The organism is Paraburkholderia sp. SARCC-3016 (assembly GCF_031119615.1).
Lineage (GTDB): Bacteria > Pseudomonadota > Gammaproteobacteria > Burkholderiales > Burkholderiaceae > Paraburkholderia.
The window spans coordinates 22,928-49,662 of the sequence record NZ_JAVHZD010000042.1 but is presented as its reverse complement, the minus strand read 5'-3'; the positions used below and the strand labels follow the sequence as shown (position 1 = coordinate 49,662).

11 protein-coding genes and 3 pseudogenes are annotated in these 26,735 nt (G+C 60.9%); all 14 read right to left on the bottom strand.

Annotated elements, in window-relative coordinates; translation table 11 throughout:
* Positions 1–539: pseudogene (locus tag QYH69_RS31440) on the bottom strand (IS5/IS1182 family transposase); the annotation flags it as partial.
* Positions 540–597: 58 nt separating this feature from the next.
* Positions 598–2,088 (bottom strand): annotated as a pseudogene (gene ltrA / locus QYH69_RS31435) (group II intron reverse transcriptase/maturase).
* A 365-nt stretch (positions 2,089–2,453) separates the two neighbouring features.
* Positions 2,454–2,717: pseudogene (locus tag QYH69_RS31430) on the bottom strand (transposase); the annotation flags it as partial.
* Between the two features lie 270 nt (positions 2,718–2,987).
* The gene (locus QYH69_RS31425) at positions 2,988–3,563 is read right to left on the bottom strand and encodes an inclusion body family protein (RefSeq protein ID WP_308835572.1); all 576 of its coding nucleotides are present in this window, start codon (positions 3,561–3,563) and stop codon (positions 2,988–2,990) included.
* Between the two features lie 214 nt (positions 3,564–3,777).
* Complete coding sequence (locus tag QYH69_RS31420; RefSeq protein WP_308835571.1) at positions 3,778–4,323, bottom strand: AidA/PixA family protein; 546 nt, start codon at positions 4,321–4,323, stop codon at positions 3,778–3,780.
* 176 nt (positions 4,324–4,499) lie between these two features.
* Positions 4,500–5,234 carry a hypothetical protein gene (locus QYH69_RS31415; RefSeq protein WP_308835570.1) on the bottom strand — a complete coding sequence of 245 codons (735 nt, stop codon included), beginning with the start codon at positions 5,232–5,234 and terminating at the stop codon, positions 4,500–4,502.
* Positions 5,225–17,620, bottom strand: coding sequence for an Ig-like domain-containing protein (locus QYH69_RS31410; protein WP_308835569.1), 12,396 nt, complete (start codon positions 17,618–17,620; stop codon positions 5,225–5,227). The genes QYH69_RS31415 and QYH69_RS31410 overlap by 10 nt, the downstream gene beginning before the upstream one ends.
* Positions 17,604–21,164: a hypothetical protein gene (locus tag QYH69_RS31405; protein ID WP_308835568.1), complete on the bottom strand. Its 3,561-nt coding sequence runs from the start codon at positions 21,162–21,164 to the stop codon at positions 17,604–17,606. Before QYH69_RS31405 ends, QYH69_RS31410 begins: the two co-directional genes overlap by 17 nt.
* Before the next feature lie 139 nt (positions 21,165–21,303).
* Entirely contained in the window at positions 21,304–21,996 is a 693-nt protein-coding gene (locus tag QYH69_RS31400) for a hypothetical protein (RefSeq protein ID WP_308835567.1), read from the bottom strand.
* Positions 21,997–22,199: 203 nt separating this feature from the next.
* Positions 22,200–23,213 carry a hypothetical protein gene (locus tag QYH69_RS31395; RefSeq protein WP_308835566.1) on the bottom strand — a complete coding sequence of 338 codons (1,014 nt, stop codon included), beginning with the start codon at positions 23,211–23,213 and terminating at the stop codon, positions 22,200–22,202.
* 820 nt (positions 23,214–24,033) lie between these two features.
* The gene (locus QYH69_RS31390; protein ID WP_374992536.1) at positions 24,034–24,240 is read right to left on the bottom strand and encodes an integrase core domain-containing protein; all 207 of its coding nucleotides are present in this window, start codon (positions 24,238–24,240) and stop codon (positions 24,034–24,036) included.
* Between the two features lie 210 nt (positions 24,241–24,450).
* Complete coding sequence (locus tag QYH69_RS31385) at positions 24,451–25,035, bottom strand: isoprenylcysteine carboxylmethyltransferase family protein (RefSeq protein ID WP_308835565.1); 585 nt, start codon at positions 25,033–25,035, stop codon at positions 24,451–24,453.
* A 171-nt stretch (positions 25,036–25,206) separates the two neighbouring features.
* Positions 25,207–26,289: a TadG family pilus assembly protein gene (locus tag QYH69_RS31380; protein ID WP_308835564.1), complete on the bottom strand. Its 1,083-nt coding sequence runs from the start codon at positions 26,287–26,289 to the stop codon at positions 25,207–25,209.
* Between the two features lie 3 nt (positions 26,290–26,292).
* Positions 26,293–26,733 (bottom strand): pilus assembly protein, encoded by a 441-nt coding sequence (locus tag QYH69_RS31375; RefSeq protein ID WP_308835563.1) that lies wholly within the window; start codon positions 26,731–26,733, stop codon positions 26,293–26,295.
* Positions 26,734–26,735: the final 2 nt, after the last annotated feature.

Genomic DNA, 26,735 nt, shown 5'->3' with positions numbered 1-26,735 from the left:
GAGTCTCCCTTCAACGTGATGACCGTATAACGCACCAACAGAGAATCGGTTGTCATGAATTTGGTAAAACTCAATAATGCTGCACGGCCTGGGTCTGACACCTGGGCGACCTGTCGCTCCACATCGCGCATCACCCGTCCAACGCGTGAACGCTGCGTGCGCAGTGCTTTCCTCATGCGTTTGTACTGCTTCGCGTGAGCGTAGCGGCCAATCTGCAGCCCCAGACGCGGCGCCTCCCGGTTGTAGTTCTGCCGCAGCTTCAGGCCGTGCCGCGCGGCCGCCTTCACCAGGTGTTCGCGACACCGCTCGAGCAGGCGTGAATCGGTTGGATGGGCGATCGCTTTTTCCATTACCGTTGTGTCGACGATCACCCGCTTCACGCTCGAAGCCTTGATCACGCCGGCACGTTTCGCTGCTTCGATCGTCTCGGCCAGCAACTCTTCAACGCCGGCTTCGCCCAGTCGCTTGCGCCATCGCGTCAGGCTCGACGGGTCAATCGGCGGTTCGGTCTGCAAATAGGTCTCACCGGTGAACACCTGATTGCGGTAGGAATACCAGTTACCCAACACCCCCCGCTTAGATCCGAACGTGCCCAATTCAGGCATTCGGCTCCCACCTCGGGTGATTGACGGCAAATCGGCGATCCGGCCACGCATGAAGAATCTGCGGTTGGGGGAGCCACTCGTCTGCGAGACGCTGCATACGCTGCCACGTCATCCCGTCTTTCTGACTGCGTCGCCGAAGCGTCCGCCGCCAGATCTTCATGATGCCGTGCCTGAACGCATGTAGCGTCCGGATATTGGTCGGAACTGCATGGTACGCAAAGTAGCCCCGAACGATCTGCGCCAGCCAGCGCCCTTGTGAGGCTATCGGCTCGTGCATACGCAAGCGCATCTGCTCTTTAACCTGCTTGAGCTTCGCGCGAAGCCGGTCCTTGCGGCTCTTGCGTTTGAGCTGGAAGGAGCCGTTGCGTGACTTGCCACTTATGTGGGTGAAACCCAGATAGGCAAACGTCTCCGGCTTCTTCATGCCCTTACGCCTTCGCCGCTCAGCTGCGTACCGACCAAACTCCAGCAGACGGGTCTTCTCCGGGTGCAGCGTGAGGTCGAATTCCTCCATGCGTTGCCGCAAATCCGTCATCAGCAGCAACGCATCGGCTTCGTACTGAAAACCCACTACCGTATCGTCCGCGTACCGCGACACAATCACCGTGCCACGAGCCCGCTGACGCCGCCATCGCTCTATCCACAAATCAAAGACATAGTGCAGATAGATATTGGCGAGTAATGGGGAGATCACTGAACCCTGGGGAGTACCGGCCTGTACCGACGTTAGCAGGCCATCGTCCAGTACCCCTGCGTCGAGCCATTTACCGATCAGGCGAATGACGCGCTGGTCCGCCACCCGATGCTTCACGAAACGGATCAATCATTGCCTGTTGACGGTATCGAAAAAGCTTCGGATGTCGGCGTCCAGAATCCAGTTCACCGGTCGCCACTGAATCGCGGCAGCCAATGCGTCGAGCGCATCATGCTGGTTACGACCCGGGCGAAATCCGTACGAGAAACCGAGGAAGTCTTCCTCATAAATGGCGTTCAGAACATCAACCATTACGCTCTGCATAAGCTTGTCCTCCAGCGCAGCTATACCCAACGGCCTGAGGCCTCCGTCGCCCTTGGGTATATAACGCCGCAGTACTGGCAGGGCACGGTAGCTCCCTGTATGAACCCGCCTGTGCAGATCCCGGAGATTGCTCTCCAGTCCCGCTTCATAGCTTTGCCACGTCACGCCGTCAACTCCCGGTGCCGCTTTGCGTTTGAGCGCATAGAACGCAGCACTCAGTCGCTCGACCGTGACGTGGTGCAGCAACGTCGTAAAACGCATCTTCTTATGCTGTCTCGCCAACTGCCGTACGCGATCCAGTCCCTGTGACACGCTTCCCCGGTTCTGTGCCCGGCACGTGTGATTCTGGTTCGCGTTCCCCTCGGTCCCCGCCCTTGGCTCCACCCACTCCGCCGCCGGTTTCCCGACCTTGTTCGCAGGCTTCTTCGCTACTACGGCGGAGTCTGACTTCTCACGTCCGTGCATCATCGGCTTCGGCTCCTCGCCTTCCCGATGCGGACCTGACCAGGACGGCTACTGCGCCAGGTCAGACGTGAGATCTCCCGGTTCCCGTGCAAGGCGCTTGCGTGCATGCCAGGTTCTACGACCACGCCGGATCGGCAGGCACTCGCGATGTCGCGCCCACTCGTATTGCCTTCCACGTACTGGAGCGCGTCGGCATCCGGGATATAAACCATTTCGTGGCTCCATGGCTGGCCTGCACATTCCCCTGCCGACGCTTCGCTGACCTCCTCACGGATGCCCGCGCACGGCTCGGGGGCGATGCGGCTCGCTATGCCTTCATCGTAGTGGACTCTCACCACCTACACCTTGCCGGTCTCCCGGCGCACCCAATACGGGTTCCCCACCCATTGCCAGACGACCTCTTCGTCGGACAGATCGAATGTGTGCTGCAAATACAGCAGCCCCGCAATCAGCCGCGGCGAGCTCGCCGGTCGACCTTTGCCCGACACGAAGCTCTCGCTCATCAACGCGCCCAGCCGCTCCCAGTTGATCAGGTCAGTCAGGTGTACCAGCGGATGCTTCAGGTTGATCTGTTCGCGCAGCGGTTGCCGGAAGAAATCTCCCTCCGTCACAGGCGTCTTCGGACCCATCTGCACCTCGTCGAAAAATGCAGGATTCTTGCGTTAATGTGCCAGGTTCCTGCAAATCTCACAACACCATTTCCGCCTCAAAGCTCCGCCACGCGAGGTTCTCCGAATTGTTCAGGCTCGACGACTTAAGTGGGCCGGATGTGGCCTTTGGGGGATCAACGGAACGGAGATTATGCCGGGCGGAGCCAGCACGCTTATATGCTCTTTCCGTTCTGTCGATCCCTAAAATACCCTTTCTGAAGGTAAGCGTGATCCCGCAATTGCCGGGAGTCAGGCAACGGTGATGGTCGGGTCCCACCAGAAATAGCCGTAAAGGTCCTGCCGTTGTCCGTTATCCGCGAGCGTGTAAAGTGCAAAGCTTATGCCGAAGCCCTCTTTACCGCTTTGCCGGACCGTGGATTCAAACGTCGAAAACCGGGTCGGCACGTGAAGAGCAGGCAGACCGTCGCGTGTTTTCGAATTCGGGTCCGGTTGGACCGCCTCCTTCTTTTCGTACACGTTGGCGTTGAACTGATTGAATACGTCGATGCCGTCAAATTTCTTGATATCGTAAATGATCACTGCATCGTCCGAATTATTGTAAACGGACGTGCCCACAAATTTAACTCTGTCTTCCACATTCGCCTTAAAGCTCAAGTCGCCGGTACCTTGGCCGCTGATAATTCCTCTAGAGCCAGTACAAATCATGTATTTGTTGCTGTGATCAAGCGCAGTTGGCATGTCTTTCTGCGTACTCGGGGTCCGACTTGGGTTACTCTTATTCCAGTAGTTTTTTATGCTTTCCGTGTCAATAACCGTGATAATATCGATCGTTTGCGAAGATGCCTTAAGAATCACGTTGCTCATGTCATAGTCCCCTATATCATGGAGTACGATTGGTTTTGCATACCGGTGCGCATTATTAGCACCGGCGCTCATTTTTAATCAGTTCGTCATGGAAGCGTACCTAGCCAATCGGACAGGTTGTTAATTTATTTAATTTAAAATGAATGCCCAAATATGTATTTAACATTATTTCGCATATAAAATTATCCGGATTGAGTTTTATGTTTGTCGAATGCTATTCATCGACCGTAATCGCCACGCCACATCTGCAATAACTGAAAAGCACATGTTTCTGACCGCTTTCCGATAAGGTATAAAGTGCGAAATCGAAAAGAATATGCTCGGTTCCGTAGGCGAGGATTTTCGATTCGAGGCTCTGGAAGCTGGCGTTCACGTGGAGTGCGGGCAAGCCATCATGGTTGGCGGAATCGGGGTTCGCTTGCACCGCGTGCGTCCTTGTCGCGAATCGCGGCCGGAAACGCGACAGTACCCGCTCTCCCGTAGCGGACCCAACACCGTATAGGATCACTGCACTATTCGAATTTAGGTCGATCGATGTACCTGTCAAAGAAAGCAAGTCCCCGACTCGGGCCCGGACCCGCACGTCACCTGCGTCACTTTGCATACGTGGCCCGATCATAAACAGACAATCCGGACTGACGGTGGCCGGAGTAGAAAGGTCCAGGCTGGGGGGAAGAAAACGGCTGATACCCGTATCCACTATCGCAAGCACGTTGACTTTTCGCGGCGAACTTGACTCAACGGTTGATTCGTATTCCATGTACCCTCTCGCACGCTGAACGACGCAGTGTTGCCCGCTGCGAGCGTGGCCTTCTCGATCACGCAGCGGCACCAATGCCGGTACGTTCCGCACGCAGCATGCCCGCTTCACAGAGGGTGCATGCGGGTTGGGGCCCGAATGTGCGACGCATTCGCGCTGCATGTTATATGAGATGGTCAGCGCACCGGCGCAACGAAATTGAGCAGTGCCGCTGCGGTCGTGAGCGATTCGCCCATGAAATATATCGCCGTATAGATTTCGCCTGGCGACAGCGTCACCCCCTGGATCACGGCGTTGTCGTCGGTCACGTCGTGCACAACGTTCACGCGCGCGACTGGCGCGGGCGCGTTGTAAGGGCTCGCGCGTCCTCGCCACAACCCCACCCAGTTGCCCGCAGTCGCGGGCAGATAGCCCGATAACGTGTGGTAGCGGAACGTCAGCGATGTGGTGCCGATTGACGCGAGTTGAAGCGTCACGGCATCCACGACGCCCGTCGAGCCGTCCGCGGCAAGCAGCGCCGATGCGCAGACGTCGTCGACTTTTGGCCCGACGGCATAGCCTACCGTATACGGCGTGGTACTGACCGACACGCCGGTCAGTACCAGCGTTCCAATTTCGGCGTCGGTCGGAATGCCGAGCCGTGCGGCAGCTGCGATCGTCCACGGTACAACACTGTTTTCCCATAATGCGACGAAGTCTCCGTAGAGCTTCGGTTGGTTGCCCGGCAACCCGGCATAGCTGACGTCGACGGTTGTACCGGAAGAACCCGTGATGATCGCGGCGCACACCGACACCGCCGATGCCACCGGCTGAGCGGGCGCCTCCGCCGCAACGGCGCCGGCGAGCAGCGCCCACAGCAGCTGCGCCGCGACGAGCTCGCATAAGACGCGACCGCGGCGAGCTAGCGGCATGGCAAGGACGGGACCACCTGTGCGATGGGCAACATCAACCGCCGCAGCCGCAGCAAAGGCATTGGCTCGCCGGTCAGGTTCGACATCAGCGTCAGGTCCATCCAGAGCGTTCCGCCGCCCGCCGGTTCGTACGTGGAGAACCAGGTTTCGATCGCGGCCGTCCAGTCAGCAGTCATGCCCGCAACGGTGCCCGCCCCGCCGCCGTCGACGTCGACTGTCAGCGGCGCCTGCATCAGCACCGGCAGCGCGATCTGATCGAGCGCCGCATTCAGCGCGTAGCCGTAGCTTACTTCTACCTGCACGACGATCTGCGGCTGCGTATCGCCAGCGAGCAGGTCGGCAAACACCGCGTCGAAATGCGCCTGAAGCGAACGCGTCACCGGCTTGCCAGACGGGATCGTCGATATATCGACGACCGCATCGGCATCGTTGGTTGGATACAGCGGACTCGCGAAGCGCACATCCGGCGTTCTGTAGACTAACGGATCGGCCGACGGCTTGCCCGGCACCAGTTCGCGATTGCGCTCCACCCAGACGGTGGACCACGCGTCCTGCCGCTGCAGGATGTCGAGCGCAGGCAGCCGCACCGTGCGGCCGGGAATGGTCTGCCCATCCGCAGCAGTCAGATACGAACCGTCCGGCCCAGGACCCGCCTTGAGCTTGTACACGTAATGGAACACATCGCCACTATCCTGCGTGTCGCCGGGCGGCTGCCATGGCTGCGCGTCATAGCGCGCCGGATGGATCTCGACGACCGGTTGGCCCATTCCCGGCGGGACCGTGCCGGTTAGCGTCACGACCAGTGCGCCTTCGGTATCGCCGACCTGCGCGGAGCCCTCTTCCACGTAAAATGCGAAGGTAAGCGGAGGGTCGCCGGTAACGAGCCGCACCGGTGCCGGGAACGTCAGACCCGCGCCGCCGCTGAGCGCGCCATTGCGTTGCGTGTTTCCACCCGCCGCATCGACGAGTTCATCGACCAGCTGGATGAACGACTGCAACGCGATCGATGCGTTGTTGATCTTCTGTTCATCCGCCACCGGGTTCACCGTTGCATCGATGCCTGCGAGGATAGTCTGCAAATCGGCATTCACCTGCGGGAACACGGTGATGAACTCGGCGAGTTGCGCGAACGCATCGGGGAAACTTGCGAACAGCGTCGGTGCCGCGCGCAGATTGAACTCGACTTCGCCGTAGATGCGGTCCTGCGGGTAGTGGAACGGCAGCGAGTAAGTGAACGCGTAGTCCCACTGTTTGATCTGGGACAGGCTCGCGGCGTCGAGGTCATAAGTCGGCGTGCCGTTCTGCTCGGTCATCGCAGGGCTGGCGGGGAACGCGCGCAGCACCAGCGGCACGGCAAAATTTCCGAGCTCCGCCGTAAGCGGCCCATCGGTGTCGGGCACGACAAAGCTAAGCCAGGCCGACGCCTGATAATCCTCGATGCCAGGAAGCGAGCCAATCTGGTGCTCGATCTGGCTGCCCCGGTAGTTCATATCCAGCTGGACGTACGACACGATCTCGCCCCCTGCGCCACGCACCGAATCCGGTGCGCTGACGAGATAAGTGAGCGCGCGCGCATCGCCCGTCTGCAGGGTGAGCTTCGGCGAACTGAACGCGAGCGTGCTGGCGGGCAGGCTGGCCGAACCCGTGGTGACGGTGCGCATGAGCGGCGGACGTATCGCGCGACCCGTTGCGTCCTTCAGGTTGCTTACCGTCACCGTCGTCTGTCCCGGCTGCACGTCCGTCGCGAGCGCGAGCGTCACGGTGCTGCTGGTGACGATTGCCGACAGCACGCCGACGCCGCTGCTCAATGCGTAGTTCGCGGTGTCGCCAGCGGTGACCGGATCCATCGGGTCGCTGAACAGCAGGAAGACAGTGGTCAGCGCTTCTCCTTCGATGCTGGCGGCCTCGAACACCGGCCCGATCCGCGCGACCGGGCCAAACAGCCGCGGCGGCTGATCCGCAGCGGGCTCGGTCACGTCAGCGGTGACGTTCGCGTGGAACTCCACGGCGGCGCGTGTCGTGTACGCGGCCGACAGCCGCACCAGTAGCTGCTGGTAGAATGCGTCGCGCGCGGCGGACGGGTCGGTGGTTTCGCCCGCAAAAACCGGCACCATCCACAACTTCGCGATCTTCGCGAGTCCCTTCTTGCCGTCGAGAATCGCCTGTAGGTAGTCGGTGGACTTCAGTTCGCCGACGATCTGCGTCGGTGCGGTGAATTGCGGCGTCAGCACGTCGTCGACGGCGGCGAAGACCTGCGCGCACCACGTGTCGAGGTCGACGTCCGTGAAGTCGGTGGTGCGTGACGGCGTCGACGCAATGCCCTTGCCGGTCGTGTAGTCGTAAAGCGGCACCTGTGTGCGACTGATCAACTGGTTGCTCGCAGGCTGCGGCGCGAACACCGCCGGACTGCCTGCATCGGCGATCTCATACGAGATCGCCTCGCCGGCCGTGAGGCCGACGCGCACTGCCCATATCGTGCTACCCATTCCCGTGTCGGGCGGCGCGGTGCGATCGACGCCGGTCGCCACCTTCAGCCGGACTTTGTCCGGCGTCGACAGCGCCGCTTCGAAGCCGGTCGCGAACGTGACGAGCCCAAGCGTGCTGCCGGTCGTGCCGACCGCGTCCTGCAGCGGCGCGATGCGCGTGCTCGCGCTGCGAATGCCGGTGACCGTCTCCAGTCCCGGCAGCACCGTGCCATGCGCGCGCGTCATCGTGAACGAGGTCCACAGCGAGAATATCTGCGCCGTGTTGACCTGCTGCGGCGTAACGTCCACGTCAAGCGGCAACGCGGCGGTGGGCGGCACCACAAGTGTCTGGAACATCGAGCGGTCCAGCACGAATGCGTAGACGTTCGCGTCCGACCCGGCGGTGCCGAACAGCCAGTCCATCAACGCGGCGGCGTCGGCCGACGCATACGTGACGCTTCCCGCTTCGCCGCCCTCGCCCGCGAGCAACGAAGACTGCGCGGACAGATCCACTCCGGCAGGGTCGGTGAGCTGGTAGTACAGCTGCGTGTAGACGTGTAGATCCTGCGATGCATTTTGCTGCACGGTGCTGCTGCGCGTGGCCGGATTATCCGGCCAGTCGAACGATGCCTGCCCGCTGTAGCGTGTATCGCTTGCTTGCGCCTTGATTTCAGTGGCGATCACGGTGTAGCGCATGCCGTCGTCGAGCGCCGGCACCATCAGCCTGACCGTTTTGCCATCCGCGGCGAGCGACGCGGATTCTACGGTTCCCGGCACCAGTTGCCAGTGCGAGAGTTCGCTGACCGACGTGGCATCGAGCACGTCCGTGAACACCACGGTGATGGTTGTCTGCGTCGCCGCCGAGGCCTGCAACAGGCCTTGATAGCGACTCGGGTCGAAGCTCAAGCCGATGCTCAGCCGCGGGTTCGCGCCGCTGCTGCCGGGCAGCATCTGCCAGTTCGACGCGATCGACGGCCATTGCGACAGCGACACGAGCGGATCGGTGTACCCGGTGAGCAGCGGCGCGTCGTTGTAGGGCGGCGCATCGCCGGCCTGCGGGTCCGACAGCGGCGTGGACAGTACGTTGCCGTAGTAGTCCTGCCACGCAAACGAAACCTGCAGAATGCCGCCGACGCCAAGATAGGGGCTGCCGCTTGCAGGCGGTAGCGCAACGGCTGCCTGAGCGGCTTGCGGCACGTGCTTCGCGAAGCGCGAATACGGCAGCGCCTGACTAAAATTCCACTCCTCGATCTGATCCGCCGGTATTACCGTCCGGACCTTGCCGTTACCGTTGTCTTCGGGAGCCTCGGTGGTCGGCCCGGCAGGCAGCCCCGACGGATCGCTCGGCCGGAAGTCGACGTTGCCGTAGACCTGCTGGTTCAGCAGGCTGAAGTTGTTCAGCAGCAGTTCCTTTCCGTAGTCCGGCGAGTCGCCGTCCACTTGCGGTGGCGCCGGACGTAGCGCGGCAAGCGCCTGCACACCAGGCTGCACCGCCGCCGACCGCACGCGCGGCCCGCCGGGAATAACGAGCGGTGCGCCGTCTGCGAACAGGCCGGGCACCAGTGCGTTATGTGCGGCCAGCGCGTCGACCGGCTCACCGTACCAGCCCGCGATATCAGCAAGCGACGCCGTATGCGAATTGGTGTCGGCCGTGAGCGTCAGATCCGGCACGCGGATCGCGGCCGGGAACGGCAGCGGGTTGGGCAGGCCGCCCCACAGCGGATTGGCGTCGTTCAGCGCCTGCTCGGTGGTACCGAAGCGGCTTGCGACCTGCGAAAGAGCAACGCCGCCCGGCGGCGCCTGATAGACTCCTTCGCTCACGCGTACGCGCACGCCGGCGCGGAGCGCGACGCCCGCATTGGCTTGCGCGATATCTGCCTCGTCCGAATACCATTGCGCCGCGAGCAACGCGAGTGTCTGACCGGCGCTCATGACGGTGTCCGGAACCGGCGCCGCCTCCGCGAACAGCACTGAGTTTCCGGTATCCAGCGCATCCGCCGTCACCACCGCATTCATGTAGCTCGTCACCCGATCCTGCTGGTCGACGGCCGCGGGCTTCGCGTACAGTACGATCAGCGTCAGCGACGCCTCGTTGCGATCGTTGAATATGCGATCGGGCAGCCCGCTTCCAGCGGCACGGTCGAAATAATACAGGAAGAAGCCGCCGGAGCGCGTGATGCTCGCTTCCCACAGCAGCCGCATGAATTCCGACGGCGCATTGAGGAGCGTGAGCGGCGGAGTTTCATCGGCCGTTTCACGCAATGCCATGAATGACATGCTTGCTGGCGGACGGGTCTCCGTCGACAGGTTCACCTGCGCGATGCCGAATGTGACGCTCGCCGAGCCGCCGGTTTGCACGCCTTCGCCGCCGCCCGACGAACCATCGGGCGCGTAACCGACCATCAGCCCGTAGTAGGCCGAATCGTCGGCCTGCACTTGGTTTAGCAATTGTTCGAGCACTATGATCGCGGGGCCTCCGGCGCCGACCACCTCGTACGTGTCGACGGATGCGGGACTGCCCTCTACCGGCGGGATACGCCGCACTGTGAAGCCAATGGTCGATGCCCATCCGTACGAGTCGACGCGCGCGGTCTCGGTCGCGCCCGTCGCATCGTCGTAGCGTGCCACTTGCAGCGCGAAGCGCGGATTCACCGCATGCGTGGCCGGATCAGGGAGCGCGGCAAGCGCGCCGGGCAATTGCCACACGCGCAACCACTGCACGCCGGTCGGCGGTTGGCCGTACGGCAGCGATACGGTGTCGGCGCTCAGCCACTGCAGCGCGGAGGTAAACGGATAGGTCGCGAGCGCGTCGTCATACATTTTGCCCGCACCGAGCGTGTCCATCGGAACATCGAGCCGCGTCTTTGCCGCGGCAGTGACCTGCGCGATGCGCGTCGCGTCGGGCGTCCCTGGTGTGACGGAAAGTGTCAGATGGTCAGTCGGGCCGCCGTTGCCGTCCACGAAGCGCAGCCACGTCGAACCGGCCACGCTATCGAAGGTCGCCGTGAACGAATCCGCGCCCAGCGCGGGCAGCGGGAATTGCTGGCCGGTCAGCGCGTAGAGCCCGGCTTGCGGCGGTAGCGTCAGCGTGCCGTCCACGTCGCGCACCCACATCCCCATCGCATTCGGCACGATCGACCATTCTCCGCCGTTGCCGGTCGCGCCCGACGTCGGGAACCGCAGCCCGTGCATCGTGTAGCTGCTCGCCATGCCGGACAGGTGCTGCAGCATGCCCGAGCGTTGCGCTTCCGCGAGCAGTTCGCCTACCGGGAATTGCGGCAGGTGCGGCAAATCGAGCGTGTCGCTAGCGTCGAACAGTCCGGCCACGGTCCCGTTGGCAGGTTGGTCCGCCAGCACCGAGACCGCGACGCCGAAGTGCGCCGCAACCTGCGCAAGATCGTCGCCTTGCTGCGTCGTGTAGCGGAACGCCGGTATGGCAAGCGACGCAACCGGCGCGAGCAAGCCGTTTTGCGTCAGCACCGCGCTGTTCGCGAGCAAATCGGCAACGCTCACGCCGAATGCGTTCGCGACATCGCCGAGCGTGCCGCGCGGCTGCACCGTGTATGCATTCTTGCCCGGATACTCGATTTTCGCGCCGGCAAGCAGCACGCTGCTGCCCGCGTTCGCTGTGGCCAGCGCCGCCGCTGTGAAACCGCCGCCGGCGTACACAGGCAGCCCGGCGATGGACGCGAACGTGTCGGTCGCAAGCGTCGTGTATGCCGTGAACGGAATCAGCGCGGTCGCGCCGATGCGTAGCATGCCGGCCGCGTCGAGCACGTCCGAGCTGGCTAGCAGGTCGTTGAACTCCGCGTGGTAATGCGCGGCGATACTGACGAGCGTGTCGCCCGCGACGGTCGTGTACGGATCGAACCCGGCATACGTGATCGTCGCGCCCGGTTGCAGCAGCGTGACGTCGGCCGCGTTGGCCGCGGCGATCGCACTCGCGGGCAGCGCGTCATTGAAAGCCGATGCGAGTGAAGTAAAGGTCTGACCAGTCTTGTCGGGCGAGATCGCGATCGTGACGCCGATCGTCAGGTTTTTTCCAGCAACCAGCGCATGCAGCGTATTGGCGCCGAATACGTCGTTCAACGTGTAAAGCCCATTTAACTGGCCGGTCGTGTTCACCCAGTTCACGACATCATCGGGCGTTTCGCTGGCGTCAAGTTCATATTTGAAGTCGCGCAGCGCATCCTGTGCCGCTTTGACCATCTGCCGGGCGAGCAGCAGGAAGTAGTCGGAGAACATCCATGCCGCCATCGACAGCGGCGCTTCCGCGGCGAACTCTCTCGCGACCGGATTTTCGGCCGCCTGCTCGCGCTCCACCTGCACGGACAGCTGATCGAACCACGCGCGCAGTTCGATAAGCGTGTTTTCGCCGAGCGCGTTATAGCTGCCGAGATCGTACTGCACGCCCGGGTGGTCGTTGCCGTATGGCGGAATCGTCATGCGCAGCTGCGGCGGCGCCGGGAAATACGCGGTATCGGCCGTTGCGTCCTGATCGGTCGGCGGCACACGCAGATTGAAGCGGAACTGCGCGTCGAGGAACGCCTGCACCGCGTCGAGCGGGATCGGTGTCGGATCGTCGCCGGTGCTGACCAGTACCTCGTCTGCGAGCCAATCGAGCCGCGTCGCGGGAACCGGGAATCGGTCGACCTCGTCCGGTGCCATTGGTCCCTGAACTGCCGCGACGGCCCAACGCAGCACCATTTTCGCGAGCGCCTCGAACGAACTGTCGGACGCTTCGCCTGCCGCCTTGAGCGCGCTGGCGCCGGCGTCCTGTCCCGCCGGCGGCACAGACTCGATCAGCAACAGTGCGATCCAGCACGGCAGCTGGTTTGCCGGTTCGCCTTTCGGTATCCATTCGTCGCGCGCGGCCGTGAGTCCCGGCACCAGGTAGCCCAGCAGGTCCGTCACGCCGCCTGCCTGCAGATTGCTCCAGTTCGGCGCGGCAACGAGCAGGGAAAGGCGCGCTTGCGCGAGCGCGAAACCGGACAGCCGGCGCTCGACCGGCAGGCGCAGCACGCCGCGCGCGCTCTGGCCGTTGCCGAGCCAGGGCGCGGTGCCCGCGTTGTCGATCGAGAAGGTCTCCTTCAGCCGCATCGAGAAAGAGAACGAAATACTGATCTTGAACAACCCGAGGTTGATCTTCACGCTGACCGACACGTCGACAGACGCGATCACCGTGATTGTAATCGACACGTACGATTCATACGTGAGCTGCAGCAACAGCTTCACCGTGATGTCGACGTTCGCCTTCACGATCGCGAAGTCGACGCTGCCATACACGCGGCCGACGATGCCGACCGTGCCGCGCAGCCAGAAGTAGTAGTCGCCCTGCAGCTGGGTGGACGGCTCGCGTCCGGAGTCGGTCAGCTGATACGGGTTCCACTTCGCGAGGACGCCTTCGAGAATGCCGACCACGGTCACGCTGAAACCAGCCGACAGGATGCCGTACTGGATCGATTTGCCGAAGCCTACCTGCATGCCAAAGCCGAATACGAGCACCGGATTGAACGTGCCGTACGACGACGCCGGCACGCGATTCGTGCTTGCGCTGGAGAGCTTGCCGAAGTAAAAGCCGGCCGAGCCCAGCACCGGAATGCCAGGCGGGATGATCGCCTCGATCGTGAACGAACGCGAAAAATTTTCATTCCACGGGAAGCCGATGTCCACCTGGAAGTCGCCGTTCGTGTAGATCGCAATGCCGAACACGGGCAGTGTGATCGAATACGCGCCGACCGTCAGATGACGCATCAGGTCGGGCAACGTGATCTCAGCCTGGTACACACCGACCGTATCGCTCACCTGGCGGTACATAACCTGGAAGTCGAGGCCCTTGAAGACCTTGGCGGCCGATCCGTCGAGCGCGACCCGCAGCCCGTACAGATGCGGGTCGTTAAACACCGCCTGCAGCGTCAGCACATAGCCGGCCGATTCCGCGGCGAGCACGTCGCCGTCTTCGGTCAAGCGCAGCTCGTTCGCGTTACCGCTGGTGTGCCCGCTGTCGATCTTCAGCACGCCAAAGTCCGTGCCGATCAGCCACGCGCTCTGTGGATCGAAAACCACCGCAGGAATCTGGCCGGGCTTCGGATCAGGCAGCGTGGCCATGCACGCAATGGCCTTCTGCACCGTATCGGTGGTTGCGAAGCACGGCAGCGTGATGTGCTGGCCCATCGCCAGCAACCGGAGGTCCAGATACTTGTTGCCGTTACCTGGAGGCGCCGGCGCGGTGCCCGGCTTGCTTGCATCCCACGCGAGCGGCGCGCTCGGGTCGGACTGCCAGAAGAACGAGCCGTTGAGCGACACCATCACGCCGCGATCCTCGCCGGTCGACTGATACCCGACGTCGATACTGTCGATTCGCGCGAAGCCGAGATTGATTGGGCCGATCGCCACGGCGAAGCTGACCTTGTTGCGGCTCGGCGTGGTCGTATTGAACGTGTATTTGAGCGCGAGATTCGACAGCGGAATCGAATTCAGGAAGTCCCAGGGTGACTCGAGACCGAACTTCGAACCGGTCGCCCATGAAACCATCGTCTCGATCATCGACCCAAGCGTCGTGCTCTGTTTGAAGCCGAGCGTCGCAACCCAGTCCTGGGTTTGCGCGTCAGGCCCGGTAACGAAGCCTTCCAGCACGCCCCATGTAATACCGTATTTCTTTGCCTTCGGGTTGTAGTCGAACCAAACCGTCAGATCGATGTTCTGCCAGATCACTTCGAGATCGAGCCTGGCGAACTGGCCGGGTAGCTCGGCTTTGGTTCCCGCGTCGCCCATGCGCAGGCTCGCCGCGAGACTAACGTCGAGGAACGGTACCACCCAGTTGCTCGCCGTCTTGCCCGTGAAGACCCATGTCGAATCGTCGGGAGAACTCGTCATCGCGAGCCCGAGCCCGTCGATACCATACTCCTGCCCAGCGGGAGCCTGCCAGGCGTCGCCCAGATAGTAAGCAAGCAGCGCGGTGAGACTCACCGTTCCGGAGGTCTGCCGCGCGTTGAATGTCCACGCCTTGTTCGCCGACGTGTACGTGGCCGTCGTGGTGAGTCCCACCGGGCTCGTCGAGTCCGGCAGAAGGATCAGTGAACCGCCGAAGCTCCCTTCAATTTCGGTCTGCGCACCGCTCCCGCTATTGTTGCCGCCGGGGTTCGCTTTAGGCGGATTGATATCGCGCGATATCGCGTCGATCGAGAAGTTCAGGCCGGTGATCGTAAAGAGTGCGTTGGCGGCTGATGGAACCGGCCACTGCGCGGCGACAGCCATCGAGAAGCTATATGCGCCCAAGGCCTGATCGACCGAGAAATCCAGTGCCTCGATCGCGGTGCTCGACACGCTCGCGGGAATGGCCGCGGCGAAATCCGCGCCCAGATACTCGGTGACGATCGCGGCGAGCGTGATCGGCGGGCTGCCGTCGATCAGGCCGCCGGTGACGCGCAGCGCGGGTACGCGCGCTTGCAGCTGTGCGTTGCCGCCGGCGATGTCAAAGTTGCCTCCGATCACATAGCGCGCGCTGCGCCGCTGCAGATCGCCCGGATAATTGGTCAGCGCACTGAAACTGAGCCCGGTCACGGTGACACCGGGCACCAGTTGCCAGCTTCGGTTCTCGGGCGTGCCGAGTGTGACGGAGATGTACTCCATCACGCCGGTCGCGTAGCTATAGCGCAGCCCCAGGTTCTGCACCTCGATATCACTGAAGAGCTGGATTTGCGGCGGCAGAAGCGTCTGGATATTGATGCCGCCGAGCATCTGAAAGATGTTCGAGATGCTTGGCCGTGGCGCGAGGAATTCCGCTTGCAGCAGCAGGCGGCCCGGTTCCGACGGCAGGGTCAGCGTGGCTTTCGCGGCGATGCCGGCCGTAAACGTCGCGCCGACCGTTCCCATCACGGGAACGGCCGCATTGCTGTCGATGGCGAGCGCGAGTTCCGGGCGACCGACAGTGAGCCACTGTGCGCCCGGAAACGCCCAGACCGCGTCGGTGAATGCGCCCGACATGTTGCCCGCGATCGTCCCGCCGCTGTCGGTGAAGGAAAACGCGAGCGCGAGGTTGCCCGCGCCGAACGCCGTCGAGGCGCCCGTCAGCGAGACTTCAGTTTTATCGGCGTTGATCTCGATCACTGTGCTGGTAATCTTGAACACGGTGTCTATCACCACCTGCTTGAAGATCTCGTTCAAGATGCCAGTGGTGACCGCCACCAGGAAGTCAAGCACGCCGTCGACCGTGTGATTGGTCAGATCCTGATAGAACGCTTCCAGCAGCGCGCTTGCGCCGTTCGAGTCGCCGTTCGTGAATCGGGCAGGCGGTCTGCGGTGATGGCCTCGCGCCGGAATTTGCGCGGCGGCGCCCGATTCGTAGGCACGCATGTCCGGATCGTCCAGCGCCGCGAGCGCGAGTTCGGGCTCGGGCTCATCCAGGGCCGCCGGTTTGATGAAATTGACGAACAGGTCCAGACCAAGCAGCAGCTTGTCGTTCCGCTCGTCATGGAAGAACGTGCGCTGTGCGTCGAAGTAGGCCGCACGGGGATTCCCGGCCGGCTGCACATACGCGGCGATCATATTTCGCAGTGCTTCTGGCGGATAGGTCGGGCGTACCTTATACCAGTTGTCTGGGTAAGCGAAATAGATGCCGTTAAATGACTCGTCGAGCGAGTCGTTCGCTTCGGCGCCCGGGTCGGTGGATGTGAGCGGCAGCGTCGCGTAGCTGAAGAAGCGCCCATCGGGTTCGCCACTCCTGTTGCTCGTGATCTTGAAGTAAGGCTTGCCAAGATTGAGCATCAGTTCGACTGTATTCTGGCCCTCCAGCACCGGAGGCAAAGTCGCCCTCGCATAGAGTTCGTTGAAAAGCGGCGCGGGAAGCCTGCCGATGTACACCACCAGCACCTGATTGTCCTCCAGATACCTCAGTTCTTCGTTGACCTCCGGGAGGGTGGCGACGCTCTTCGGGCTGCCGCAAGTCATAACCCGGTTTCCGACCTTTTCTTCCTTGTGCCATGCCTGGAAATCAGCCGATGGTCTGAACCGAAGCGGATTGAGGCTGCTTGGGACCGGGTTCGTGATCAAATTTCCGAACTGTTGCCACTCGTCATCATCGAGGTCCGTGATCTGAACCATTACCGTCTTCGTGATGGCGGGATGGCTGTCCTGCGCGACCAATGCGCTGGTAACGGAGTTGTACAGATTCGAAGAGGCGTTCCCTTTCGTCTTGACGCCGTAGACCGGGAACAGCGTGATTGCGCCTGCCTTCCGTTGCTCCAGCAGGCGTTTGATTACCAGCGCCTGTTGCGCAAACTTGGTTTGAGCAATCGCATCCCAGTCCGACTGGGTCACCACGGGATCTGGGAGGTAGAATGCACGCCGCGCCAGAAGCATGTCCGGATAACGCTCATCGAGGTTGTACTCGTTCGCGTTGCCCCCAGGCGGCTTGGTCCGGACCATATTGGTCCCGCTATGCCATGCGTACGGCTGAAGCTGGACGTAGTTCGTCACGCTTAACAGGTCGTATGGCGGCGTTCTAGCGTTGTCGAAGCCGCCAGTGATCGCGAACGACGCGGGCGTGAGCGCGTTTTGCAGCCTGACGACGGTGACCGACGCGGTGTGACCTCCCGCTTCCAGATCGAAGGCGACGTTAACCCGCTGGAATTGCGGAATCAGCAGTTCGACCTTTTCAACGAGGTTCGCGTATTCGTCAGAGTCGAGCGCATACAGCGCGACCGTATAAGGACCGCGCGCGCCCATGCGAATGAGGTTGCGCAAAATGTTGACCGACGACGACTGATGTCCGAAGTTCCGGCTGTTCGCGATAAAGACGCGTATCTCGCCAAGCGAATCGAGATAGTCCCGGACATGGGTGACGCGCTCGGCAAGATGGGTGGTCCGGACGTCCTCCGTTGCCTTCGAGAGCCGTTCGATGAGGTCATTCAATCCTGACACGGGTGTTCCCCAGAAGTCGGGCCGACTTTGAGCGGGAAGCCGGCGTATTGTTGTACATCGCGTACCACCCGAGCCCCGATGCCTTGCCCTCGCTTTGCGGATTGCCGAACAGATAGAAAAGCGTGGAGCCGCTCGGCGGAATCTTAAGCAAGCCGAGGAACTTAAGCGCGATCTCGGTGAGCATCAGCAGGAACGAACGCTTGTCGGGATCGTAGGTGAGCCACATCTGCCCGATCGAAAGCCGCAGCACGTTCTGCAGGCTGATCAGATTCGCGCCGCCGCCGGTACCCGGCAACCGGATGCCCAGCGACGCGCGGTAACGTCCTGCATCCGGACTCGCGGGTGCCCACGCGGTCACGAGGCCGGAAGTCAGCCCGATCGTTCCCGCGAGGTTGCCGGGCGTACCCATATTCAGCTGATAAGCGAGTCCGTACCATCGGTCGCCGTCGACGCCGCTCAACGTGGCGTCGGTGACCACGTTCAGGAACCCGCTAGCTTCCGGCGACGTCTGCGCGGTCCCTTGCACGAGTCCTTGCAAGCCGAGCGCGAAATTCACGAACAGGCTGTCCGGGCGTGGTGTGCTGGTCTGCGTGTCGAAGCGCATTTCCGATGCGGAGAACGCTAACGCAACCGTCGTCGGATCCGCCACCGGGAAAGTCATCTGCACGCCGAGGTTCGAGTACGCGAGTCCGTGGCGCAACTGGTCCTGCCCCGCGTCGCTGCCGAACGATAGGATGTCGAATGCACCGCCGTCGTTCGCCTCTACGACGGCGAAATCGAGAAAGCCGGACAGCGCGAACCACGACACGATCTGTCCGTTCGCGCCGCTGTCACGCGTGGACATCTGCGCGCTATCGACTTCGATTTTCGTAAACAGGTTGTTGTCGAAGTAGAACGTGCTCGTCGCAGTGGTACCGAGGCCGTATACCGCGCGGCCGCCGTTGTCCTGGTAGCTGCCTTGCAATACCAGCGTCGCGTAAGGGTTGCCGCCCTCGCCCATCCGCACCACAGGCATATCGAACAGACTATTCAGCGTGAGTTGCGCTTCGCTCTCGAAGCGCTGCACGGCCGTGTTCGCGAACAGCGCCTTTAACGTCAGCACGCGGAACTGGTAGTCGATGCCCGGTGTCGGCGCCACCGGCTGCGGATCGATACCGAGCTGCGGCGCGATGTAATCGGGGTCCATGTAGTAGATCAGCCCGAACATCGAACTGCTCGTGGTGAGCTCGATATCCGGTGCGGCCGAATCGTTCGCCACGGGGCTGATTTCAATGCCGAAGTGGTGCGCCCTGAAAAGCTCGGGCGCCTGTACGCCCGCGACGATGCCCACGAGGTCGTCGGGGATCGAGCTGATCTTCATCCGCAAAAACAGGATGCCGGTCCACGCGGGGTCTTTCGCGATTGCATTGAACTTCGCAAAGTATTCCGGCTCCGCCTGATCCAGCGCGTCCTGAAAGTAGCGCTGCAGCCAGTATGAGAGCGCGGTCAGTTCGTCCGCGTTCGGCGCCCCGACGATCTCGTCGGGCGGCGGCGCGGGGTTCGGTACAAGGTCGCTCGGCGCGGCGAAGACATCCTTTTGCGTCCACATGTCCGGACTCGCGACGAGACTGCCAGCCGGGTCTTGCGGGTCCCACAACGGGCCGCGCCTTCCCTTCACGATCATCACGTCGGCATAGTCGTCGTACCGGTTGTTCTGCCCGACCGCGGCTTCGAATGACCAGTCGCCGACGTTGATCCGGTTCGCGAAGGTCGCGGACGCGCCGCATGTGCCGCTGCCGTCCGCGGAGAAGACGCCCAGGTGCTGGGCGTTGGCCACCACAAGGAACAGGTCGCTGGTCGCAAAAGCCCGCTGCAGTTCGGCATCGGGGTTGCAAAAGCTCATTTGCCGAAGCGACGGCGAAAGGTTTTGCCCGAGCAGGATATTGTTCCACTGCCCGGTGGCGTCGACGGTGATTAGCAGGCCCGTCGGCGTCGTCGTGTTATATGGCGAGGCCACGGCCATGTCGGCAAGCTTCAGCGCATGGGCTTTCGAAGGGGCGACGCCCGCGCCCGCGTCGGCAATGCGGTTGCGGCGCGTGGGCGAAATCACCTGGCGTTCGAAGTCCGCCATCTGGTCGGCGGTAAGCGCGGTCACGCCGTTTCCTCCGGACGATCCCGCGTACGGAACGACCGGAAACGCAGCCGCCGCAAGCGTCACCGAAGGGGTCATGGGCCCGAAGAGCGTTTTCTGGCCGAGCGGGTGGATCAGCATGTCGCGGCCGTAGAGCGCCGCGCCCTTCGGCTGTGCGACGTAAGGGGCCGCGCCCGGCGCACCGGGCGCGCGCACCACAGTACCCCACGACGTCGTATAAGTCGCGTCGAGAAGCGGTGCGTTCACGTCCACGGGCGCGCTGACCGGCGACACTTCCGTGAATGGGTAACGCGGCGAATAGGCGGACGAGCGCGCGGTGAACCGCAGCCGGTCGCCAGCATAGCCGCCATCGACGAAAGGCTGAAACGCGATGAACTCGGTACCCTGCAGACCGCAAATCAGGTCATACGTGCCATCGCCGCTCGGCCCTTGCGCATGAATCACGAAGTCACCTTGCGGCGCAAGTTGGAAATCGTGATTGCCCTTGTCGTCGGGAGCGCCCGCATTGAAGAGAAAACGCGCGGCATCGGGCTGCGTGTCCAACGGACCTGCGACCGGAACGAGCGTCAGCAGTTCGCCGTAAGTGGTCGCATAGCATGATGCGAGCACTGTCGCGCTGCCGTCCTGGTTTTGTCCGGTGAAGACAAGGACGCTGCGGTCCGCCGCGATCGCACACGCATTCCAAGGATCGCTCGGGTCATAGCTCACATCGAAACCGACCATGTCACCTGGGTTGGGCAGATGACCGAATGCAAATGGCAACCACTCGCCGATTGCGCTGCGCACCGGGTCATCATTCGGGATTTGAAACTGGAAGCCCCAGTCCCAACCATCGTGAAGAAACTGACGCTGCAAAAAGAGCGGAAAACGAATGCAGCCGCGCGCCGCGCCGGATAACGGCAGTGTGCCGGCCGGCACCTGGTTTGTCTGAGTGGCGCTGGGCGCCGAAGCGCCGCTAAAGAAAATTCCGTTGGATGTGCCGAGTTGAAGTGTGTCGCCATCGAGTTGCAGCGTGACGCTGGCACGAACGTTGAGCGACAGCGTCTCGAAGATAGGCGCCTGTAGCGCATTCGACACGTACGCGCCGTTCGATGCGATGCCCATTAGCGGTGTGCTTGAAGCCGACGGCTCAACCGGATTCATCAGCCACAGGAAGCCCCGATCGGCTGGCGAACGCGCGATGATCTGATCCACTGCGCCGATGAACGAGTCGAGCAGCGGCATGTTCGAAAGCGGCGGTGCGGTAACGGCGAATAGGAACGAACCGGGCCACTGCTTCAATGCCGGTTCGAGGTCGACGCCATCGGTACCAGGCGACGACGTGGGAAGCAGGTAGGCAAGCCATCCTGCATCGCCGGCGACGGTCGAGGCGATATAGAGCCGCGATCCCTCAAACTGCGTGAAAAAGCTCATGAGATCGCCCCGCACTGAATGATCCGATTTTGTTCTGCGTCCCGCTGAATGTGGCGCTGGAACGCTTAGCAAACACGGGTGAAGCGGAGGGGAGCGCTGTCCTCAACCGGACGGCTCGCCCCCAGATGCCGTGACGCGTTTAACCCGTGAAGGTCGTGCTGGCCGCGAGCGTGGTCTGCTTCGGGTTGCTCGGGGCATAGCCGCCCTTGAAATAACCCAAGGTGTACGTGACGCCCCGCTGTATATTTCCGCTGGACAGGTTGATGCCGAAATTGCCCTGATTGTTATTGCTTCCTAGTTGTACGAACCATGTAGGCGGCATGCTGTAAAGCACTGCCTCAGTCTGGCCTTGCCACAATCCCACCCAGTCGCCGTCGTTTTGAGGCGTCATCCCCGAAGGCGTCGCGTAAGAGAACGACACCGACGTCGAGCCCTTGTTGGTCACGAGGATGGACGGAGCCTGCACTGGATCGAATGGAGACTGTTGACTCTCGGTGGATGGCACGAACACCGCGGCGACAATATTCTTGACCGAGTTCCCGGTTGCGAACGCGACCAAATACGATTCGCTGCTCACGGAGAGTCCCTGAAATACGCTGGTACCGTTTGGCTGGTTACTCTGGACGATTTGCGAGTTGTACGGCGCGGTACCGACCGGAATAAAGACTTGTGACGTCTGCCAAATGAAGACCGTATCGCCGTATGCGTTCGGCTGGTTGCCCGGCATAGTGTCATAGCGGTACGTGATCTGTGTACCCGTGACATCTTCCGGTTTAATGGTGAAGCTGGTAACGAGCGCTTGTTGCGCCGGCGCATTGAATTCTTTCGCCATCACAATTTCTCCTGTGTGGTGGTCGTGCGGTGGTGGATTCCGACGTCGACGAGTGCGTTGGGTACCCGTTGGCCGGTAGAGTCATCATAGGGACGCGAATTGAAGCGTCAACCTACTGAACCTTGCAGGGGGGATTCCCGGTGCGGTTCATAGCCATGGATACGGCGTCCATCGCTGGAGGAGGGCCCGACACGTTAGCTGCCCTAAAACTGTGTTTTCATGGCGCGCGTTACGGCAGCAAACAAGCTTTGCCCGAAAGAAAAGCTTGCTCGAAACTGAAGCTGTGCAACTAATGCGCTTCGCAAGCTCTCGGCCGATCGAACAGCGTCGCACGGCAACAGATCAATTGCATCAATGAAGTCGTCAACAGCGTCGCACGCTTCTCTCCCCGGGAGAGCCTTGAGCATCTCACCACGCTTGTCTATTATCGCCAGAGAATCCTTGGCGCTCCCATCAGCCCAGATATCGAGGCTGAAGGACCTGCTTCCGAAACAGACAATCATGTCTGCCGCATCTGCAAGGTTGACATCAGGGCGTACTTTGTCCTCTGTCTGTATCGGTAGCACCATCGACGGAAGTCTTGACTGAAGCGCGGTCACATCGCCCAGAACATGTGTGTGCTGTGCTTTCGACAATGCACGTGCGAACCGTGACGCTCGACCGGCTTTTTGCTGACCGATCCCGTCGTCCGGAATGAAGACCGCGAAGTCTGTCTCCGACAGACCTAACGCAGCTCTAGCGGTTAGGCGCGCCCGGCGTTCAATGCGTCTTCCTCTTGCAGGGAAAGGCATGATTGTTTCGGTCCACTTGAACGAGCACCCACCTTTCACGACCGTCGAGATCAAAGATGCTGAGGTCAAGCACTGACCGGTTAGCACAATTATAGGTGCCCGATCAAAGCGGCGCGCAAGCAAGAACTTGTAGTCACTCAGTTTTTCGACGCATAATTCAAGGCCAACGAAAATGAGAACTTGTCGACAGCGTCGCTCGGCGATAGCCGCTGCACATGTCAATGCCGCAAGCAAAGGTTTGGCGGCGGCATCCGACCCGGCCACTCCGCAGTCGAGGCCTTCGACGTGCGCCAGAACAACACCATCAAGAGCCTCCGAATGCGATGAGCACCGAAAGGTCTCCCGGCCGAACGGCGCAACGATTCTGATCGCAACCTCGGACAGCGAACGGATCCCCTTCACGCCGTCCATGACCAACTCGATCATGTTCTGTTCGACAATGGGTAACACAAAAATTATTTCCCACATCCCGACGCCGTTTAAAGGTCTACGCATTGTTGAGCACCTCGGGACTGATAATGCACCTGTCGATGAGCCATTTAACTATAAGCCAGTGTAAATTTCCCAGAAACGACTGAAATAATTATCAAGTGTATGATTGCGCTACCACGGACTATCATCCGAACCCGAAATTCTGAAGACTATCTGCCCAACAAAAGTCAATTATCCATAAAAGGCGCTTCCCGAAGGGTGGCCGAATAACGTTATGCTAATGCAGAGAACATATTAGCTTTTCGCAAGCAGCGCATGACGTGTGCTTTCATGGAGGCTACCGCTTCGCGCATTGGGTATCCGCCGCAACGGCCTTTGACCAAAATGAAGTGGGCATACACCGGCGGCAGCTTGGAGCTTGAAAATCTCATTCTCGTTTCGCACGAAACCGGTAAAAGCGGCCGCGTTTTTCCCTGCAGCACTCCGAGCGACTCGGAGTACTGCGATTCTAAAATGCCATCACTTAAACGAAGCCTTAAAAGGAACTTCGCTTGGAGGTGGAACGATTCAATGGTAGTTCACAACTCCAAGCACCTCAAGACCTCACAATATCAAGGTGACGCAAAGATGGAATATGCAGGAATGGGCCCGCGGCTGTGAAGAAAAATGTCCTATGTAGGAGAAAACAAGAATAACGCCCGGTGACAAAAGAAAAGAACACAGATTACTTCACATTGCGGCAACGCTGATCCCCCGCTTTTAACGCAAGGCAGAAGCGGAGACTATGCTGCGGCCGTGTGCCGCTGTTTCGGCGTCACGTCGCCGGGGCAATGGTGGGGGCGCTCGTGACTGTATTGTCACATCCATTCAGTTGCGAAGTGCTGCTGCACGTGTAGTGCGAGGTCATCCAGTCGTTCTGCGACAGCCGTTCATGTTGCACCGTCCGGTTGAACCGCTCGACGTACGCGTTCTGCTGCGGTTCGCCAGGCTGGATGTAGTTTAGCGCGATACCGTGCGTCATCACCCACCGCGTGATCGCTTCACTCAGGTATTCCGGGCCGTTAGTCAGGGGTCCTGAAATCTGCTTGCCTCAACTTCCTTCTCGAACCACGCATGCTCATCCGCCTGTCGTTTGCAGGCCATTCGCTCGCACACGAAACACGATGTTCGCCAGGTTACCAGGCTTCTAACCGGCCTTGCGGGTAATTGCACCGCCCGAGTCGCGCTTACTTCAAAACACACCGTACAGAAGCCGGTAGCGCACGTGACGCTTGTACTCACGGTACGCGATGTCATTGGATAGCAATCGCTCTTCCCTCACAATCCGTTGCACCTGGAGCGTCCATTGCACCAACACAACAACGAGATTGCGGGTGCCGAAATTCGCTGCAAGAAAGCCGATGTCGGTCACCAGGTAGCCGAGATACATTGGGTGACGAACAAAGCGGTATGAGCCTGTGACGATGATGCCGCGATTAGCCGGCAAAAGGCCGAACGCACGGCGCAGAGACCACTTCGAGTAAATCTGGACCACAACGCCAATAACCTGTATCGTCGCCGCCATGGCTTCTGGAACAAGACGGGTACCAGGCGTAATCTGGAACGCCAGAAAGTAGAACGTTGCAAGTACGGTGACGACGACACTAAGCGGATTCCAGTCGCGCTCGCGCGGAACGCGTGAGAAAGCGGCGAGAACGACAGTCAACACTTCCGCAAATGCAAAAATAAGCAGTGTGATCCGAGACGGATCTTTTATGTATTGATGAATGGTTACGACGAGGAAAAGACATAGCAGCGGCACGGTCACCACTCTCACAGCGACTTCCGTCGCAATTTGCCTCGGTGTTATTGCGCCCCGGCTAGCCGGCACCGGCAATGCTCGCACGTGGCGCGAATCCCGGTGCCGCAGATTTTCCTTCATAAGCTCGAAACGATCCCGTGTTGGAGGAAGCGCCACTGCGGGCCGATTCCGCGGACGAAAAACGCATCATTGCGCCAGACGAGGCGCAACATATGCACCGTATACACTGCTCTGTGAGTTAGATGACGCTTTGAGTCTCGTGATCAGGCGGCCCTGAATGTAGTTGTTGCCCCCACTGCTGACGGCATAATCGATATGAAAAGCAGCGAAACCCAGGATCGTGGCCGTTGACGACATCAATTGTGATACCACCGGAAGTAGCACGTCGACGTTGGATGGAACGGAACTGTAAATCGTCGTCTTAACGCCCGGCTGTATCCAGATGGACGCGCCAATGTTCAGTTCCGTAGGGTTCCCGCCGGTCATCAATCCACGGATGGTGGGTACGTCGTTCGCTGACACTTGAAACGATGTCCATTGTCCCGGAACGCAGTTTCCATAGGCCGTGCCATTGGTGATCTGAAACGTATACGCTTGCCCGGACGAGGGGTCGATCTTCGGGGAACCGGTTTGAGTATTCCAGTACTGGTCGAAAATGCATTTGGCTAGGGCCACCGGAAATAAAACTCCCGACGCCGCATAGCTCGGTGCTGAAATTACTGCCACCGCACTCGCTGTAACCGGCGTATTGCTCACGCCGAAAAGCGGAGCAAGCAGAAAGATAAGAGGGCCGTCATTCTGTCCGGTCGAGCGCGAAATGGTGACTTGCACGGCGGGGTTATCGTACGTGCCGGGGATGATTGCCGACGACTGCAAACCTACCGGGTAGCGTGTCAAATTCCAGAAACCGCTTTGCACTGTCGCGTCTGTCAGCGTTGCGCCCCCCGACACATTGAGTCGAACGGCGCTTGCCGCACTGGCGTTCGCCGCGCTCCAGTTTGCAGTCGAGTTGAGATTTCCGGAAAACAGCGACCGGGCGCCCGCGATGGCGGCTGCATCGGCCGCCGTCTGTAATTCGGCGAACGCGAGATAATAGCGGCCGATATCCACCGACAATGCCGAGAAAGCTAGCGCCATCAGCACGAAGGTGACAAACGCGAAGCTTGTCGTACCGCGCTGACGTCGATACTCTGCACGCGCGCGGACGTCCCGATTGCGTACCACGCACGGGACCGGGACCTCGCGCTCGACAGGCGTGGGGGCAGTCATGGTCTATTCGTAAATCATAATGGCCGTTGCATTCAGAACAACGGGCCCAGTCAATGCACTGAACACTGAACCGAGCAGCAGCCCTTGGTAAGTATACGAAGCTGCGACTTGGAGTGTGCCGCCCGGAGTCGTCCCGTTCGACTGAGTCACCGTGACGGTCGGTGATGTGGCACTTCCTCCACCAACCAGGTTGTTTTGCGCGTAGGCGGTCGTGACAGACACGATCTGACTCGTGGTCAACGGCGGCACTTGCACAACCGTGCCCGCTCTGGCGCCGGCGCGAACTGCGTTCGTCAGGATCGCACTGTCATAAAAGATCAGGTTCACGTCGATGATTCCAACCAGAATCATAATGAGAAAGGGCAGCAGAATGGCAAACTCAATGGCCGCAGACCCCCGACTCGCGCGACGCTGGGTTAAACGGTGATGGCAAAGTATAAGCATCT

Coding starts and splice junctions, on each gene's coding strand:
- QYH69_RS31425 (WP_308835572.1), bottom strand. CDS start 3,563: ATGAGCAACGTGATTCTTAAGGCATCTTCGCAAACGATCGATATTATC.
- QYH69_RS31420 (WP_308835571.1), bottom strand. CDS start 4,323: ATGGAATACGAATCAACCGTTGAGTCAAGTTCGCCGCGAAAAGTCAAC.
- QYH69_RS31415 (WP_308835570.1), bottom strand. CDS start 5,234: ATGCCGCTAGCTCGCCGCGGTCGCGTCTTATGCGAGCTCGTCGCGGCG.
- QYH69_RS31405 (WP_308835568.1), bottom strand. CDS start 21,164: ATGAGCTTTTTCACGCAGTTTGAGGGATCGCGGCTCTATATCGCCTCG.
- QYH69_RS31400 (WP_308835567.1), bottom strand. CDS start 21,996: ATGGCGAAAGAATTCAATGCGCCGGCGCAACAAGCGCTCGTTACCAGC.
- QYH69_RS31395 (WP_308835566.1), bottom strand. CDS start 23,213: ATGATCGAGTTGGTCATGGACGGCGTGAAGGGGATCCGTTCGCTGTCC.
- QYH69_RS31390 (WP_374992536.1), bottom strand. CDS start 24,240: ATGACGCACGGTATCGCGCTAAACTACATCCAGCCTGGCGAACCGCAG.
- QYH69_RS31380 (WP_308835564.1), bottom strand. CDS start 26,289: ATGACTGCCCCCACGCCTGTCGAGCGCGAGGTCCCGGTCCCGTGCGTG.
- QYH69_RS31375 (WP_308835563.1), bottom strand. CDS start 26,733: ATGCTTATACTTTGCCATCACCGTTTAACCCAGCGTCGCGCGAGTCGG.